The organism is Bacteroides sp. An322 (assembly GCF_002161765.1).
In the GTDB taxonomy this organism is placed as follows: Bacteria; Bacteroidota; Bacteroidia; order Bacteroidales; family Bacteroidaceae; genus Phocaeicola; species Phocaeicola merdavium.
In genome coordinates this window covers 19,306-36,587 of record NZ_NFIN01000024.1, presented here as the reverse complement: position 1 = coordinate 36,587, position 17,282 = coordinate 19,306, and the positions used below count along the sequence as shown (strand labels likewise).

Here is a 17,282-nt window from a genome sequence, read left to right as displayed (position 1 = left end):
GATTTCCGTAAATCCACAAACACAAAAGTTATGGCTTTAATAAAATCAATTTCCGGTATTCGGGGAACAATCGGAGGCAAAGCGGGAGAAGGGCTGACTCCGTTGGATATGGTAAAATTCACTTCTGCCTATGCGACACTGATTCGTCGTATTTCTACGGTAAAAAGCAATCGGATTGTAGTAGGGCGTGATGCACGCATGTCGGGCGAAATGGTTCGTCGGGTCGTATGCGGAACGTTAATGGGAATGGGATTTGATGTCATTGATATTGGTTTGGCTTCTACGCCGACTACAGAACTGGCAGTAACAATGGCAGAAGCTTGCGGCGGCATTATTTTGACTGCAAGCCATAACCCGAAGCAATGGAATGCGCTGAAATTATTGAACGAACACGGCGAATTTCTGAATGCAGAAGAAGGACAAGAAGTATTGCGCATTGTTGAAGCCGAGTCTTTTGATTATGCTGATGTTGAGCATATAGGCAGTTATACAGAAGATTTAAGTTACAACGAGAAGCATATCGAACGGGTCCTGGCATTGGATTTAGTTGATGTGGAAGCAATTCGTAAGGCTGATTTTCATGTAGCCATTGATTGCGTCAATTCGGTGGGTGGTGTAATTTTGCCTCAATTGTTGGAGCGTTTGGGCGTGAAGCATGTAGAAAAACTGTATTGCGAACCAACCGGTAATTTCCAGCATAATCCGGAACCTTTGGAAAAGAACTTAGGGGATATCATGAGTCTGATGAAAAAAGGCGGGAATGATGTGGCATTTGTTGTAGACCCAGATGTAGACCGTCTGGCAATGATTTGTGAAGACGGTACGATGTATGGCGAAGAATATACATTGGTCAGTGTGGCTGATTATGTGTTGAAACATACACCGGGCAATACTGTCTCGAATTTAAGTTCGACCCGTGCCCTGCGTGACGTGACCTGTGGTTATGGTATGCATTATTTTGCATCTGCCGTGGGAGAAGTGAATGTTGTGGCTAAAATGAAGGAAGTAAATGCCGTAATTGGCGGTGAAGGCAATGGCGGAGTGATTTATCCGGCTGCTCATTATGGACGTGATGCTTTGGTAGGCATTGCTTTGTTTTTAAGCCATTTGGCACATGAAGGAAAGAAAGTAAGTGAACTTCGGGCTACTTATCCGATGTATTATATGGCAAAGAACCGTATTGATTTGACACCTGAAACTGATGTGGACGCAATATTGGAAAAGGTAAAAGAAGCGTATCATAACGAGGAAGTGAATGATATAGACGGTGTGAAGATTGATTTTGCAAACGGTTGGGTTCATTTGCGCAAAAGCAATACCGAGCCGATTATCCGTATTTATTCGGAAGCAGGCACAGTGGAAGAAGCCAATGGGTTAGCTAAGAAAGTGGCTGGCTTAGTTGAAGGCAGATTGTAATTTACACAATAGAATACAGAAGCACAAAGGCACAGAGAAAATAGTTCTCGTAAGTTTTAGGAACTAATACTCTGTGCCTTTGTGCTTCTGTTTTTGATTCTTATTTTATGAGGTCTTTTTCGATTTCCCGATACGATTCAGTCATCAGCATCTGCAAGTTTTCTTCCCCTTTCTTGCCTAACGGATAAATCGGGGCATGGATAGTCAGTGTTAGCGGATGCCAGGATAAGATTTTTCCGGTGCGTGGCAGAATCTTGAAAGAACCGTTGATAGTCAATGGGACAACCGGCATTTGGAGTTGGTCGGCTATGAAAAATGCTCCTTTCTTAAAAGCATTCATTTGTCCGGTATAAGTGCGTGCCCCTTCGGGGAAAACAACCAGCGAAGTTCCTCCCTGCAATACTTTTTCTGCATCTTTAATGGTCTTGTATATTTTGCGCGGGCTTGTCTTATCGACAAAAATAAAGCCGGCAGATTCACACGCTTTTCCGACGAAAGGGATTTCCCGAAGGCTTTTTTTCATCATCCATTTGAAGTTGCGCCCCAAGAATCCATAAATAAGGAAAATGTCGAAAGCACCTTGGTGATTGGCTACAAATACATAAGAGGTTTGTTGGTCAATCAATTCTTTCCCTTTTACTTTGACAGGCAATAAAAATAAGTAGCAAGTCAGTTGTGACCATAATTTCCCGGGATAATATCCCCAAAAATGTCCGTTTCCCAGCCAGCATCCCAGCATGGTAGTGAGTGCAGTAAGAAGAGTGGCTGCTAGAAAAATGGGCAACCCAATGCAAATTTGATAAATAATGTAGATAAATTTCATATTCAATCCTCAATTTTTTATTTTTAATTCTTCATTTTCAATTCTTTGTTTTCAAAGTGATTACCGTAATTTCGGGCCAGGCTCCTAAACGCATGGGAAACATGACATAGCCTAATCCTATATTGACATAGAGTCCTCTTCCGGCTTCCAGATACATCCCCCGGTGTTCGGGATAAACGAATTTAGAAAAAGAGAAGCCGAATAAGTTGACTTGCATGTCGTGGGTATGTCCTGCTAGCATCAGTTGGATGTCTGTACGGGGCAAAACTTCCCGGCGCCAATGTGTAGGGTCATGGCTTAGTAAAACCTTAAACATGTTTTCTGTTCCTTTTTGTGCCTTAGGCAGATTTCCTCGGTCGGGAAAAGGAGGATTCCCGCTGTTTTCAACTCCGATGATAGCAATGGAATCATTGCCTCGATGCAGAATGCGATGTTCGTTCATCAGCATGTCCCAACCCATTTGTTTTTCACGGGATATTAATGTGTCGATATTGGCAAGCCGCTCAGCTTCGGTATTCCAATGTACGTATGTACCGTAATCGTGGTTGCCCAAAACCGAATAAATTCCGTCTGTAGCCCGTAGCTGTGATAGAATGGGCATAAAAGGCTTTAACTCATCAGCCCGGCTATTGACTAAATCGCCTGTAAATACAATCAAGTCGGGGTGTTGTGCGTTGCAGAGGGATACGGCACGCTGTAAAGCATTTCCTTGGTCGGTCCAACTGCCGGTATGCATATCGGATAATTGCAAAATGCGGTAACCGTCAAATGCCGGGGGCAAATCTGCAGATATGAAAGTCACTTCTTTTACCTGAAAATATTCTTTCCCGAAAATGGCTCCGAATACGATGTAAGCACATGTGGCAAGAGATGCCAATAGCGGAAGACACACTTTAAATAAGGTGTATAAACGGGCTACAGGCAGCGATACAGAGAGCTTGAATATGCTTTGCACCAGTTTTTTACAAAGATAAAGAAAGGTATCGCATATCATGAAAACCATTTTAGGCACTGCAATACAGAGTGCTATAATCAGGTAGATACTAAAAGCGTGTTGTAAGGAATGGGAGGCGGCTAAGAACACAAGGAGTGCCAAAAGCAATCCGATAGTGGGCACCCACCATAAACGGCGTTTCCATTTTTTTGCACTTTGCCGTATATAGAACCGGTAAATATACCAGTCGGGCAGTAGCAGTAATATCAGAAAAAACAAAGAAATGCGTAGTAAAACCATATCTTAACCTGTCAATATTGTAAATTCGTTATTAAATAGTTCCGAAGGTATGCCACATCTTTCCCGCGGCGGGCTGCATAATCGGCGAGTTGGAGCTCGTCGATTTTCCCTACGGAAAAATAATGGGCTTGCGGGTGGGCAAACATGAATCCGCATACAGAAGCGTGAGGCTGCATCATGCCGTTTTCAGTCAAACGGATACCGATGCGTTTCATGTCTATCAGTTCGTCTAACAGAAAGCTGATGGATAAATCGGGCAGGGAAGGGTAGCCTATTGCCGGACGGATGCCTTGGTATTCCTCATTCAGTAATTGTTTCCGGGTGAGGCGTTCGTCCTTGGCATATCCCCAAACCTCTTTCCGAATGGTTTCGTGTAATTTATCAGCAGCTGCTTCTGCCAATCGTTCATTCAATGTCTGAACCAGCAAATGCCGGTAAGGGTCATGTATAAACTCTTTTTCTACACTTTCGTCAGCAGTTGTGGCAAAAGCCCCTACAGTGTCAGCTATGCCTTGTGATAAGGGTCGGACAAAATCGCTCAGACACAGATAGGGGTCATCTGTATGGATATGGGTTTGCTGACGTAATAAAGGAATACGTTTTCCGTTTAAAATTAAGTCATCACCGTCTCCGTAAGCATCCATGAGTCGGTAAACGGCTTTTACTTGGCAAACCTCATCCAGTTGGCGTAGCATACGCATGGCTTCTTTATGCAATTGCATCGCCTCGGAGGCTTTGGGAATATCGGATGCTGGAAAACTTGCCAGCCATTGGGCGCGGCAGGCATCACATCCATGGATATCGGCAATTGACGCAAACCGTGGCTGAAAGTCCCATGCATGGAAAAAATAAATCCAATTGATGTAATCAGCCAAATCGTGGATAGCGTATGTGATAACGTTAATTTCTGTTCTCATATAAAGGCTTATCGGTTGAAAAAGAGTACTTCTCCACGATGGGATGTATTTACCGTGCCGTCTGAATAGACCAAATCGCCATTAACAAATGTTTTTTCCACTTTTGAATGGAATGTCTTGCCTTCGTATGGACTCCAGCCACATTTGCTTAGAATGCAGTCGGGGGTGACAGTCCATTCGCAATTCGGATTGACAAGTACCAGGTCGGCTTTATATCCCGGACGGATATAGCCTCGTTTGTCTATCTGGAATAAATCGGCTGGTGCATGACACATTTTTTGAATGACTTGCTCGATTGTCAATACTCCGTCCCGTACCAATTCCAGCATACAAACCAATGAAAATTGGATGGATGGCATTCCGGATACGGCTTTCAGTGCCCCACCTTGTTTTTCGGAGAGCAGATGTGGAGCATGGTCTGTAGCTATGACGTCAATCGTATCGGAATTTAGCGCACATCGTAAGATTTCCCGGTCTACTGCTGTTTTGATGCTTGGATTGCATTTGACACGGGCACCCAGTGTAGCATAATCTTTGTCGCAGAACACTAAATGCGGAACACAGACTTCTGCCGTGATACGTTTTTCTGCAAGTGGCTTATCTTCGAATAATTCCAATTCGCGGGCTGTACTGATGTGGAGTACATGCAGACGTGCTCCGGTTTCTTTGGCTAGTTGTACGGCTAAAGCGGATGATTGCCAACAGGCTTCTTCACTGCGTATTTTTGAATGAAATGCAATATCCGGGTCATCTCCGTATTTCATTTGAACCAGGTCCGAATTCCATTGGATGATACTCGGCTCTTCACAATGGGCAGCAATTAGCATATCGGCTTTGCTGAATATTTGTCTTAAAGCTTCTGGTTTTTCTACCAACATATTGCCTGTACTGGCACCCATGAATAATTTGATGCCACAAACATGTTTCTTGTCCAGTTGGGAAAACAAGGCTGCATTGTCATTGGTTGCACCGAAATAGAACGAGTAATTGACGATGCTTTTTTCGGAAGCCAAGTTGAATTTATTTTCCAAAGCCTCAAGTGTGATAGTTTGTGGATTGCAGTTGGGCATGTCCATAAAAGAAGTAACACCTCCTGCAGCAGCTGCTGCGCTTTCGCTGAGTATGTCTGCTTTGTGGGTCAGTCCAGGGTCCCTGAAATGCACATGGTCATCAATCACCCCTGGTATGAGGTAACATTGTTGTGCATCAATCACATTGTCGCATGACGTGCCTGATTCTGCTTCATTTGTCTGTATAGCACTAATGATGCCATTCTCAATAATGACAGAACCAAGTGTCTTTTTTCCTTCGTTTACGATAATTGCATTTTTAATACATGTTGTCATAGAGTGAGAAAATTATTGAGTCTTGGATTGAAACAATTTGCATTAATTCTTTCGTTATAAAAACTTATCCTTCTTATTTCCTAATTGGATTTAGGTATTTGTGGATAAGTTTTAAATAAACTATCCCATTTTAGCCGGATAACTCCGAAAACGGCTTCACCGAAAATACTGCTGTTCATTTTCGAAGTGCCCAACACTCTGTTGACGAAAACAACCGGAACCTCTTTAATTTTGCAGCCGCATTTATATGCTGTAAACTTCATTTCGATTTGGAACGCATATCCCTTGAAACGGATTTTGTCAAGAGGTATGGTTTCCAAAGCACAGCGGCGGTAGCATTTGAATCCGGCAGTCGTATCGTGAATGGGAAGCCCTGTTATCATTCGTACATATTTAGAAGCAAAGTAAGACATTAATACTCTTCCCATGGGCCAGTTGACTACATTTACTCCACTGATGTAGCGTGACCCGATTGCAATATCAAAACCTTCGTCATGACAAGCCTCGTATAGACGGGGCAGGTCGTTAGGACTATGGCTGAAATCTGCATCCATTTCAAATATATAGTCGTATTGATGTTCGATAGCCCATTTGAATCCGGTAATGTATGCTGTTCCTAAACCTAATTTTCCTTTCCGCTCAACCAGAAACAGGCGTTCGGGAAATTCAGCCTGCAACTGTTGTACAGTTCGAGCGGTACCATCGGGGGAGTTGTCATCAATAATTAGAATATGGAAACATTTTTCTAGTCTGAACACTGCCCGGATGATATTTTCTATATTTTCTTGTTCGTTGTAAGTCGGTATGATTACAATACTGTCACTTGCCTGCATAATACATTCTATTTTTTTGCAAAGATACAGAATGAGGTTGATTATACAAAGCATAAAATTGGTTTTCATAGAGAGTGTGTCCTAGTTTTTTTAGGACCTTCTGTTTTAATACGAAAATTCATACGCCAGAGAGTAAAATAGTGCTTTAAGAAGCCTTTAAAAACATTCCTAAATCGTGCCTAAATAAATTTCTTGTAAGATTTGTGTCGAAATATTTGGCTATGTCAAATAAAGGTTATACATTTGCACCCGCAAACGAAAAAGAAGTTGCACTCTTAGCTCAGTTGGTAGAGCAACTGACTCTTAATCAGTGGGTCCAGGGTTCGAGTCCCTGAGGGTGTACTTTAGAGGGTTTGCACGGGAAATTTGACAATTTATAGTTATGGATGCACTCTTAGCTCAGTTGGTAGAGCAACTGACTCTTAATCAGTGGGTCCAGGGTTCGAGTCCCTGAGGGTGTACCAAGCCGTGAGGTTGTAGAGAAAAAAGAGGAGGCTGTCTCATTTTTGAGACAGCTTTTTTTGTATCTGCAAAATTGTTTCTTATTTTTGTAATCTAATGAAAAATACTTAATCCACTGAGTAAAAAGTAATAGCATATATAAGCGAGCAGAATATCAAGTAATTACAGATAGAATGAAAGAACCTCGTAGTTGTTACTGCAGTTTTTTAGAAATGAAAGTTTATGGCAAAAGTAAAAATCACAGAGTTTTGAGCAAATGGATGTCCTGACGCATTTTAGGAGTATAGAAGAACTTACCAAAACACTTTCGCGTGAGCAAAAGTTGCTGAGTGAGATGTTTGAGAAACGGAAACTCATGAAGTTTCCGCTGGGGCTTGCCATTGACCTTGTCGGAGGAAATGAAGTTAGGTTGAGAAAGTTGATAGAATATGGCGTACTGGTGGAGTCTGGCAATATGGTTGAAATAGAGAGTGATTATTTGAATTTCTTTGAGGAAGTGCTGAATGTCAACGAGGAAATTAGCGTATTGAGCGTACAGGAGTGCATCAACACTTTGAAAGAGTATATCGGATATTTCCTGCAAGAGACGAACTCTAACCGTAAGGCCGGATATCAGGATAATGTACGGCAACTTTTAAAGAAGACCGGATTCAGGACCTTGAAGAATGTGGTAGACTTGAAGCGTAATATGGATAATGCCTATAAACAAGAACCCAATTATATCATTAAAAAGAAGAAACTGCAGAATCTGGATGAAAAGAGTCATAGCATTCGTGCCATGATACGTGAATGTGAAAAGTTGATGGATAATGAGCATGCATTTTTTATCATGGCTAACGATCCGCACATGGCAAAGACCTGTAGCGATGTGAAACATGATTTTGTTGAAGCTTATCATGCGTTAATGGAGATTGACAGACAGATTATTTTCTACATCAATCAGATTGACCAGCAAAATCAACTTTACAAAAAGATCCGGAAATTGAAATATCTGCAAGATCAGCTGCTTATCAAGACTGATACAAACCTTGTGCAGGTGCTGGAAGAAAGGAATCCTCTTTGGATGGAATCACGCCAATATAACAAGGTTCGTCTGTCTTTAGAAATGCTGAGAGAAAATGAACAGGTTGTTAAGTTGCTGAGACGGATTGCTGAGCGTAATGGCACACAGAAAACCATAAGGACAGAAGCCGGTCCGTTGACAGAAGAGGATTTGCAAGAGCATATTCAACAGCTGAAGGAGGTGGATGCCGCGGAAGTATGGAATGCGTTTTTAGCATCAAGCTATGATTTGTTTAAATTCATCTTGAGGTATGACTATAAAGAAAAGCGTAGTATTGAAGATTATGCGGCTCTCTTCTGCCAGTTGGTTATCTTGCATCCTGATGAATGCCGGATGACGGGAGAATATGCGATTTATCAAGACATTGAATATCCTATAATTTATGCGGAATAATACACAAAGAATATACGAGCGTTTAAGTCGGGGCGAATTCCTTTCGGTAGACAGCACAGATACCGCTGTTCGTCATTTGTATGAGGACATCGAGGAGAATGTGGAGGATTATACCGATTATTTCCGGGAAATCGGCCTGCAACTGGAATCTGGGGATGGTTATTTCTATTTCTCACGGATAGGAGAGAGCAAGCAGACGATAGAGCAGAAATTGGACAGTTTTTCAAAATGGCTTGACTATCTGGACTTCCTGAAATGTTATAATCAGTCATGTACTGCCGGATACCAGTTTCGTAAGAGTCATTTGATGGAACAGATAAGTTTGGATATCGAATTGAAGGAGAAGGCAAACCATTTGTTCAAGAAATACGGAGCGGGGTCTCGTATCGAGATAGTCAACAAGCTGCTTCAGGAAATGCAAAATATGGGCTTTGCAGAATGTGTAAGCGAACTTGATGAGACTTTTAAGATTACTTCGGCATTCCGTTATGCCGAGGAATTGGTTGAAATCATTCAAATAGCAAACGAAGATGAAGTGCCTGAATAAGATTATTTTTATAAATAGCGCCAACATTCCATACGCGGAGATTTCCGTAGATGGCAATGTGCATTTCACAGGAACGCAGGGTGTGGGTAAAAGTACCGTATTGAGAGCATTGCTGTTTTTCTATAATGCCGACAAGCAGCGTCTGGGCATCCAGCAGGGACAGAAGCCGTTTGATGAATTCTATTTCCGCCAGTCAAACTCCTACATCCTTTATGAGGTGATGCGTGACAATGGCGCATATACCATATTGGTCAGCAGGTATCAGGGACGTGCTTCATGGCGGTTCATAGATGCGCCCTATCAGCGTGAGTGGCTTATTACCGACGATAATCAGGTATTGAGTGACTGGGTGAAGATTCGGGAACGCATAGACCGGAATATCGCTGTTTCCACGAGAGTGGAATCGGGTGTGATGTTCAAGGACATTATTTTCGGCAATACGCATGACCATAAATATACACGTTATGCATTGGTGCAGAGTTCGCATTATCAGAACATTCCACGAAGCATCCAGAATGTTTTCCTGAATACGAAATTAGACGCGGACTTTGTAAAGAACACGATTATACAGTCTATGACGGATGAAGAACTGCCGATTGATTTGCAAACCTACAGGCGGCTTGTAACGGACTTCGAACGGGAATATGACGAGATAGACTGTTGGTTCCGTCAGACACGTGACGGGATTTATCCGGTGCGGCAACAGGCATTGAATATAGCGGAACAAGGCCGTAAAATTGTTGCGCTCGACCAGCAATTGCAGGATGTATGGCGTATGCTGAATCATGCTGTAGCTTATAGTGAACAGCGCCTGCCGCTTTTAGAGGTTGAAGCGGAGAAAGTGAAAGCCGACATTGAGAAAGAACGTAAACGTGAGAAAGAACTTACGGAAGAATATGAAAAAGAAAAAGACTCGCTCAATCAAGAACTTGGTGCTAATCGAAGCAAACTGAAAGAAATAGCACAGGCAAGAAAGGATTTCGAGGCAAACGGCATTGAGGCTATACTCGCTCTTGCCGAACGAGAGACTGCTATCAAGCAGGAAGCGGCAGAGAAACAAACATTGTTGGATGATTTATTGAAAACCCATGCATCGATAGAGGAAAAGTACAACATCGCAAGGGGTAAACTGGAGAATGCACGTCAAGCATTCGAGAACATTCAAAAGGAGGCATATTATCAGAAACAGGCAGAACTTCAGATAAAACGCAACAGGCTGGAAGAGGAACGCGCAAAGAATAGGAATCAGGTTATGGATGCTTTTAACAGCTGGCGGCATGAATCTGACGAACGCCTGCAAATGTTGTTGGCTGAACAGAACAGAGCCGACAATGCGCTGAAGGAACTCCGCCAGTGGCATCCTTTGGCTGATGAAATAAAGCGGATAGATGAACGGCTTTTGCAGTTGGATTGGACTGAGAAAGAAAATACTGCCCGGCAGACTGCCGTAAAAAGCCAGATTGCTCAGATTACTGCCGAGTATGAGATGAAAGAGTCGGAAATGAAACAGGCCTCTCAGCATGAGCAAGAACGTCTTGAGGCTGACCGTACGCAAATTCGTGAACAAATTGCGAAGATTGATGAGTTGCTTGCCCGTTTGGACGGCTCTTTTTACAAATGGCTCTGCGAGAATAAGGAAGGCTGGGAAAACACGATAGGCAAAGTGGTTGACGAGGAACGGATTCTGTATGCGCAAGGGATTGAACCTCAGTTGGACGTAGCGTCCGGCAGCCTGTATGGCGTAAAGTTGGACTTGGATAATATCGCATCCGTGCACCGCACGCCTGACGAGTATAGATTGGAGAAAAAGGATTTGGAAGAACGGGTACGGCAGATTAACCGCCGGCTCATGCAATTGCCCATAACCCTTCAGGAAGAAATAGCTAAACTTGGCAAGAAATATGCGGCTCGACTCAACCCTCTTCGTCAGCAAGCTACATTATTAAAGGTCGAAGAAGAACAGATTCCTGTCAAACGGCAGGATCTGCAAAACCGTCGACATCAGCTGGAAATGGAAGAGCAGGAGCGGATTGCTCAGGAAAAAGAGATTCGTGAACGTCTTTTCAACGAAGCATTGCTGAAAGTGCAATCGGAGAAGGATGCTCGTGAGAAAAGTGAATCAAAGAATAAGAAAGACCTTAAAGAACTCGATTCGTCATTCAACAAGGCTTTTAAGGCACTTGATGAGGAGTTGCGCATTTTTAAAGAAGCACAACAGTCAGAAGCGGAAAGGCGTGGAAAAGAGTTTGCGGCTCAAAAGAGACAGCTTGATGAACAACAGAAAGCGGAACTTGCGGGTAAAGGTGTTGATACCATTTTGCTCGAACAATATCGCAGGGCTTTGGAAGGTCTGATGGAACAATTGAAAAGAATTGATAGAGAGCGTCCGATAGTTATCAGATACCGTGATGCGGAAAAGAACCTTTTCGCCAGGGAACCGGAAATCAAAAAGGCAATCAAGGCTATTGAGCAGCGGCTATTCATGTTGCGCCAGCGTTATGAAGACAGGCGGACACGTATCGGGAAAAAGTGTAAGGAAATGGAAGAGCGTCAGAAAACACTTCTTAAGGAACTGACATATAGGAGAGAAGGATTGGAACTTTACCGCCAGATGGTAGAGAATGAACATTTGGTGCCTGATACGTTCCTCGCTGACGGCAACACGATGAATACAGAATTGTCTTGCCAGCAACTATTGAGTCAGCTTAGAGGTACTGTTAATCAAAAGCGCGAATCAATCGACAAGCTGAAAGACATCGTCGTCAGCTTCAACCGTAATTTCAAGCCTCAGAATGCGTTCCATTTTAATACAATGCCTGTAACAGACAATGATTATCTGCAGATTGCTGTGGATTTGCAGGACTTCATGGACAACAATAAAATCGAGGAGTTCCGCAGACGCACCAGCGAACATTATAAAGATATCTTGGGACGTATTTCGACAGAAATTGGCTCACTGATGAAGCGCAGGTCGGACGTAGACGGGGTGATACTTGATATAAACCGGGATTTCGTGGAAAAGAATTTTGCGGGAGTAATCAAGAGTATTGAACTCAGAGCGAATGAATCATCCGACAAGCTCATGCAACTGCTCATATCTATCCACGATTATGCGGTGGAAAATGCGCTCTCCATTGGCGAACTGAATCTTTTCTCCAGTGATAACCGGGATGAGGTGAACCGTAAGGTTGTGGATTACCTGAAGAGCCTGTCTCATCAGTTGCAAAATGAACCCAATCGCCCGGCAGTATCCTTAGGCGATGCCTTCCGTTTGCAGTTCCGTGTGAAGGAGAACGACAACGATACAAACTGGGTTGAGCGTATCAACAATGTAGGTTCGGATGGGACAGACATCCTTGTAAAGGCAATGGTCAATATCATGCTCATCAATGTCTTTAAGAAAAAGGCAGCCCGGAAGAGCGGTGATTTCATCGTACACTGCATGATGGATGAGATAGGACGCTTGCATCCTAACAATATCAAAGGAATTCTGCAATTTGCCAATTCACGGAATATCTATCTCATCAACAGTTCGCCGACGTCATACAATCCTTACGACTACCGGTATACCTATCTCTTGAGCAAACATGGAGTGAAGACGAGAGTAGAAAAATTGTTGAAACGAATAAAATAAGTTGGAGATCGTATGGTCGTAAGTGCATCTATACAGGCGTTAATAGCGGGAGAACAAGTTGCGGGCTCAAAGCTAAACAGCAAGTTGCGTGACGAACTGCTGGCTGAAGGCATGCTGCTGGTTACTTCCCGTGGCTCAAGAAAATCATATCGTGCCCGTGACACCGAGGCTTTAAAAAGATTTCTTATAGATAAGGATGAGAACTATCGCATGCTTGAAGTAAATGCTTCGGATTCCCGTGCTTCAATGGCGGCGGAAACAGGGAACTCCAAACTTGTTATGGTTCGTTCCTGTCCAGGATTCCCCGTAAACAGCTATGAACCGATTGAGTGTCTTCTTGATGGAAAGCCTTTTGTGGTAAATCCGCAGGAAGGAAGTTTCCTTTTTGTCTCAGACTGGGAGAAGTTTGCCATTCCGGAAGACGTGGTTGTGACGGGCATTGAGAATATGGAAAATTTTAGGATGATTCGTAAGCAAAGAGTATTCTTTGAGGAATATCTTCAAGCGCATAAGCTTTCTGATAGGGTGCTCTTCGTGTCTCGGTACCCACAATCCACTGATCTTAGAAGATGGCTCTGTACGATTTCCAACCACTATCTTCACTTCGGTGATTTTGATTTGGCTGGAATACACATCTTTCTTTTTGATTTTCAACAATATTTGGGTAAAGAACGTGCTTCGTTTTTAATTCCGGGCGATATTGAATCTCGCTTGAAGTCAGGCTCCAGCAAAAGATACGATGAGCAGTATTGCCGTTTTAAGGATATTAAATCGGATGTGTGCGAAATACAGCAATTAATAGATTTAATTCATCGTGAGCGAAAAGCGTATGATCAAGAAGGTTATATAGGGTTGTAGTTAATGGATGGCTTTTTGTCAAACAGGCAATATGCGGCAATGGCGGAAACGAGGTTCATTCGCTTTCCATATCTCCTTTTCAATGCCGATATCTACCGTATTTGTTTTTTAGCCATATTTTTATTCTTGTTTTACAGAATACGAATTAATGCATGATTGAATGGGTCAAATTCTGTTTTAAGCAATCTTTCTTTTACGTTTTCCGTTCCAAAACCGTACGTTCTCCGTCCCAAAACCGTACGGTTTCCGAACCAAAAACATACGGTTTTGGGACGGAAACCATAAAAGGATGCTATCTGAACCTACAATATAAATCCGGCAGACTTGATAGCAAGCACAAAATTGGTAAAAGTATATTCGTTCATGAAATCGATAACTCCATCGGTGAGCAATCTGAATGAATCTTCGGCTATAGATTCTTTGTATTCGCGGGTCTCAAAATCACGTCCACCTAGCAAACTGACCAAGTCTTTCATTTATGATTTTCTTACCTTCTGCTAAAGTCCCGTCTTTTAATTTAATGTTAGGGCTTTGTGAGATGATGAGGTATCCTGTTGGATATCCCGTATAAAGTGAGTCGATAAGATCTCTCACTTGTCGAGGTTTCCATACGAAGGGGCGTTGAATCTCTGGTATGGCGATTTCGCCAGACTTGATATAGTTTAAAATCTGTTCTAATGCAATATTGGATGCGTTGTATTTTTCAGCCATTTTGCGAAATGTCCTCTCCCATGCACAAGGCATTAATTGGCAAAGGCTTTCTCCGCAGATGTTACAGAACGCTTGTATGTGTGCAAAGATATAATTTTTCTTTGTAAATCCATGATAATTACTCGAATATATTTGTTACCTTTGCATTGAGCAAAAATACTTAGTCCACTGAGTAAAATGTAATAGTATGTATAAACGAGCGGAATATCAGGTAATTATAGATAGGATGAAAGAGCCACGGAAATTCATACAAGTGGTGATGGGTGCCCGTCAGATAGGCAAATCCACTGTGGTCAAGCAAGTGCTTCAGGATTTGGATATGCCTTATCAGTTCTTTTCTGCCGACAATGTTCCGGCTACGAACAGTGCTTGGATTTCCGATTGCTGGGCGGCTGTGCGCAGCTTGAAGGCAAGTCGGGGATGGGAGAGCGTTATCCTTGTGATTGATGAGATACAGAAGATAGCCAACTGGAGCGAGGTGGTGAAAAAGGAATGGGACGATGATACGTTCCATGACCGCGACATCAAGGTCTTGCTTTTGGGAAGCAGCCGTGTATTGTTGGAAAAAGGCTTGTCCGAATCCCTTGCCGGACGATTCGAGGAGATACGCATGAGCCATTGGAGTTATCGGGAAATGCAGGAATGTTTCGGCTTTTCGCTTGATCAATACTTGTTCTATGGAGGCTATCCCGGTGCGGCTACCTTGATTGGTGATGAAGACCGATTCAGCCAATATATCCAGTCGGCCATTATCGAGGCTACCATCAATAAAGACATTCTGATGGATACACCGATAAGCAAGCCTGCCTTGCTCCGCCAGACCTTTGAATTGGGTGCAGCCTATTCGGGAGAGTTGCTTTCGTTGAATAAGATGTTGGGGGCTCTTCAAGATGCCGGAAACACGGTGACCTTGGCAGGATATATCAACCTGTTGGATGAAAGCGGATTGCTGTGTGGACTCCAGAAGTTCAGTGTGGATATGGCTCGGAGACGTGCCAGTATTCCCAAGTTGCAAGTTTATAACAATGCGTTGAAGATGGCGTATAGCCCGTTGACCTTTGAACAGGCCATTCTCAACCGCAAGGCATGGGGACGCATCTTTGAGTCAGGCATCGGCGCCTATTTAGTAAGCCAAGCCTTTGTGCATCGCTTTGAAGTGTTCTATTGGCGCGAACGGGACGATGAAGTGGATTTCATCTTGCGCAAGAAAAGTTCGGTGGTAGCCATCGAAGTGAAAAGCAATGCAGAGAAGCGTACGGACGGATTGGATAAGTTCCGCAAACTTTTCAATCCGCAATCGGCGTTCATCGTGGGAGACGGCGGAATCAGTGCGGAGGATTTCCTTTCGATGGATTTGAGGAAGTTGTTCTTTGTCTATTAAAGAATTGATAAGTAAACTCAAAGTGAAAGTTGCGAGCTATGGATTATCAAGAAGCATTCTCATGGGCAGAAGATAAGAGAGGCAAGATGGTTTATGTAGATGATGTTCCAAGAGGGGTAGCATGCAATTGCATTTGTCCTTATTGTCGTGAAAACTTAATTGCTCGTCATGGCGCAGAGAGGGCGCATGGTTTTGCTCATGCAAGCAAAGAACGTGGTGCCAATCTGAAGATTTGTCTAAAGGTAATAGTTTTTAAGCTTGCAGAGCAAATAATTAAAAGCGAAAAACGAATCTACATGCCTTCTTATTATGGAATATTCAAACCGAAATCTGTTGAGTTTAAAACAGTTGAAATCAATGGTGACTTTGAACGTGAAGATAGGCAGCCAGATATTATTGCTACAACAAAAGATAATCAGAAATATCTAATTGAATTTTGTTTCAAAGATTATGTGAGACATAAGCAGAGGATTGATTTCGAAAATCTGAATTGCCTTGAGATTGATTTGGTTGGGCAGAAAATAGATGACCGTGATTCGTTGAAGAAATTCCTTTTGGATTGTGACGGAAATAGAAGATGGCTAAACAATGACATTTATTTCAATTTAATAGAAAAGAAATACGAAAATGCGGGGAAGTCAATCCGGATTGTATCGGATGAGGAGTGCGCAAAATGCCTTTTGAAACATGAATGCTGTACAGTCATGGATAAAGATAACTATTGGCGTTCCTTGACAATCTTTCAAAATGGAAAAGAATTCCATCTTTGCAAGGCTGAAGAATATACTGCTAAAATGGATGTTTATCGCAAACGACAAAAAGAATACGATAGGTGTCGAGAAGAAAATCAGAGGAGATACCATGACATTTTACACAATCGTAGAAGAATGGATAGAGAAAAGCCCGTTGCAGTTTTTTCTAAACCTGAGACGAAACAAGTTCTCCAACCAGAACATTTGCAATCAGATATGAATGATAACGCCGTTGAAAAAACTTGTTTCGATTGTAAAAAGAATCTCCAATGGGCAAATAGGGATGGATGGGCAAATTGTGGTTGTTATGGAAGTTTAAAATTACCTCAACAAAGGGTAAACCCTGAGCATGCAAAAGTTTGTCCAGCTTTTGAAAGGAAAGGTTGACGCACTCTTATCTGTACTGATGATAAATATCCGAAAGCGTATTATAAAATCCCCAACCACAATTGCTGGCATTATCAAGCAAATTCTCTATCCGTTCATAATAAGTGGCTAACAAGCCATGCATGAAAATAAACTTCATGGCTTTGTCGAAATTGTTTTCCAAAGTTGTGTAATATTGCTCCCACATGTCGCCGAAAGTTACGGTATATTCGCACCCCTGTTCAATGTAGAATAGCATTAGGTCAGCGACACAGACGGGGTCTGGTTTCAACTTTTGGAAATCGGAAATGACTTTCCGACACTTGGTGAATGACGGCTTTTCAGAAAAGCCACGGGTAGGGAAGAACTCCTGACGGATAGCTTTCTTGCATTTCTCCAATTCGGCATTGCTGTCAGGAGTCAGATAGAACTCCAGATATTCCTTGGCTTCTTTTCGTGCGTCATAAAGTTCAAGCATCACTTCTATGACTTGTTCTTTGGACAGCGTTTGCAGGTATTTCTTTAGTTTTGCTTTTGACATATTCG

Annotated in this window: 15 protein-coding genes and 2 tRNA genes; 9 read left to right on the top strand and 8 right to left on the bottom strand. The window is 42.6% G+C overall.

All coding sequences use genetic code 11. From position 1 onward, the window contains the following. Positions 1–30 precede the first annotated feature (30 nt). Positions 31–1,416, top strand: coding sequence for a phosphoglucosamine mutase (gene glmM, locus B5F91_RS11990; protein WP_087429311.1), 1,386 nt, complete (start codon positions 31–33; stop codon positions 1,414–1,416). Between the two features lie 100 nt (positions 1,417–1,516). Here the strand turns inward: glmM and B5F91_RS11985 are convergent, their stop codons facing one another. The 5 genes from B5F91_RS11985 to B5F91_RS11965 all read right to left on the bottom strand — a co-directional run bounded on the left by B5F91_RS11985 (position 1,517) and on the right by B5F91_RS11965 (position 6,569). Continuing rightward, the gene (locus B5F91_RS11985) at positions 1,517–2,239 is read right to left on the bottom strand and encodes a lysophospholipid acyltransferase family protein (protein WP_087429310.1); all 723 of its coding nucleotides are present in this window, start codon (positions 2,237–2,239) and stop codon (positions 1,517–1,519) included. A gap of 37 nt (positions 2,240–2,276) precedes the next feature. After that, the gene (locus tag B5F91_RS11980; protein WP_087429309.1) at positions 2,277–3,473 is read right to left on the bottom strand and encodes a metallophosphoesterase; all 1,197 of its coding nucleotides are present in this window, start codon (positions 3,471–3,473) and stop codon (positions 2,277–2,279) included. Between the two features lie 11 nt (positions 3,474–3,484). Continuing rightward, the gene (locus B5F91_RS11975) at positions 3,485–4,390 is read right to left on the bottom strand and encodes a vitamin B12 dependent-methionine synthase activation domain-containing protein (protein ID WP_087429308.1); all 906 of its coding nucleotides are present in this window, start codon (positions 4,388–4,390) and stop codon (positions 3,485–3,487) included. 8 nt (positions 4,391–4,398) lie between these two features. Then, positions 4,399–5,736 carry a dihydroorotase gene (locus B5F91_RS11970; RefSeq protein ID WP_087429307.1) on the bottom strand — a complete coding sequence of 446 codons (1,338 nt, stop codon included), beginning with the start codon at positions 5,734–5,736 and terminating at the stop codon, positions 4,399–4,401. Positions 5,737–5,816: 80 nt separating this feature from the next. After that, the gene (locus B5F91_RS11965; RefSeq protein WP_087429306.1) at positions 5,817–6,569 is read right to left on the bottom strand and encodes a polyprenol monophosphomannose synthase; all 753 of its coding nucleotides are present in this window, start codon (positions 6,567–6,569) and stop codon (positions 5,817–5,819) included. 269 nt (positions 6,570–6,838) lie between these two features. On the opposite strand from B5F91_RS11965, the gene B5F91_RS11960 reads away from it, so the two are divergent. The 6 genes from B5F91_RS11960 to B5F91_RS11935 all read left to right on the top strand — a co-directional run bounded on the left by B5F91_RS11960 (position 6,839) and on the right by B5F91_RS11935 (position 13,526). Next, positions 6,839–6,911: transfer RNA gene (locus B5F91_RS11960), tRNA-Lys, on the top strand. 46 nt (positions 6,912–6,957) lie between these two features. Continuing rightward, a tRNA-Lys gene (locus B5F91_RS11955) sits at positions 6,958–7,033 on the top strand. Between the two features lie 254 nt (positions 7,034–7,287). Beyond that, complete coding sequence (locus B5F91_RS11950) at positions 7,288–8,487, top strand: hypothetical protein (protein WP_087429305.1); 1,200 nt, start codon at positions 7,288–7,290, stop codon at positions 8,485–8,487. Then, positions 8,477–9,034: a hypothetical protein gene (locus B5F91_RS11945; protein WP_087429304.1), complete on the top strand. Its 558-nt coding sequence runs from the start codon at positions 8,477–8,479 to the stop codon at positions 9,032–9,034. The genes B5F91_RS11950 and B5F91_RS11945 overlap by 11 nt, the downstream gene beginning before the upstream one ends. Continuing rightward, the gene (locus B5F91_RS11940; RefSeq protein WP_087429303.1) at positions 9,018–12,668 is read left to right on the top strand and encodes an ATP-binding protein; all 3,651 of its coding nucleotides are present in this window, start codon (positions 9,018–9,020) and stop codon (positions 12,666–12,668) included. The genes B5F91_RS11945 and B5F91_RS11940 overlap by 17 nt, the downstream gene beginning before the upstream one ends. 12 nt (positions 12,669–12,680) lie before the next feature. Beyond that, entirely contained in the window at positions 12,681–13,526 is an 846-nt protein-coding gene (locus B5F91_RS11935; RefSeq protein ID WP_087429302.1) for a hypothetical protein, read from the top strand. A 302-nt stretch (positions 13,527–13,828) separates the two neighbouring features. Here B5F91_RS11935 and B5F91_RS15435 read toward each other — a convergent pair whose 3' ends face one another. Continuing rightward, on the bottom strand, positions 13,829–14,002 hold the full coding sequence (locus B5F91_RS15435; protein WP_239416424.1) for a hypothetical protein: 174 nt from the start codon (positions 14,000–14,002) through the stop codon (positions 13,829–13,831). Then, positions 13,968–14,237, bottom strand: a complete 270-nt coding sequence (locus B5F91_RS11930; RefSeq protein ID WP_239416423.1) for a DUF262 domain-containing protein — start codon at positions 14,235–14,237, stop codon at positions 13,968–13,970. Before B5F91_RS11930 ends, B5F91_RS15435 begins: the two co-directional genes overlap by 35 nt. A 187-nt stretch (positions 14,238–14,424) precedes the next feature. Here B5F91_RS11930 and B5F91_RS11925 point away from each other — a divergent pair, with 187 nt between their 5' ends. Both B5F91_RS11925 and B5F91_RS11920 read left to right on the top strand, forming a co-directional pair. Further along, a complete protein-coding gene (locus B5F91_RS11925; protein WP_087429301.1) occupies positions 14,425–15,618 on the top strand; it encodes an AAA family ATPase in 1,194 nt (397 codons plus the stop codon). 38 nt (positions 15,619–15,656) lie between these two features. Beyond that, complete coding sequence (locus B5F91_RS11920; RefSeq protein ID WP_087429300.1) at positions 15,657–16,757, top strand: hypothetical protein; 1,101 nt, start codon at positions 15,657–15,659, stop codon at positions 16,755–16,757. A 7-nt stretch (positions 16,758–16,764) separates the two neighbouring features. Here B5F91_RS11920 and B5F91_RS11915 read toward each other — a convergent pair whose 3' ends face one another. Further along, a complete protein-coding gene (locus B5F91_RS11915) occupies positions 16,765–17,277 on the bottom strand; it encodes a DUF6155 family protein (RefSeq protein WP_087429299.1) in 513 nt (170 codons plus the stop codon). Positions 17,278–17,282: the final 5 nt, after the last annotated feature.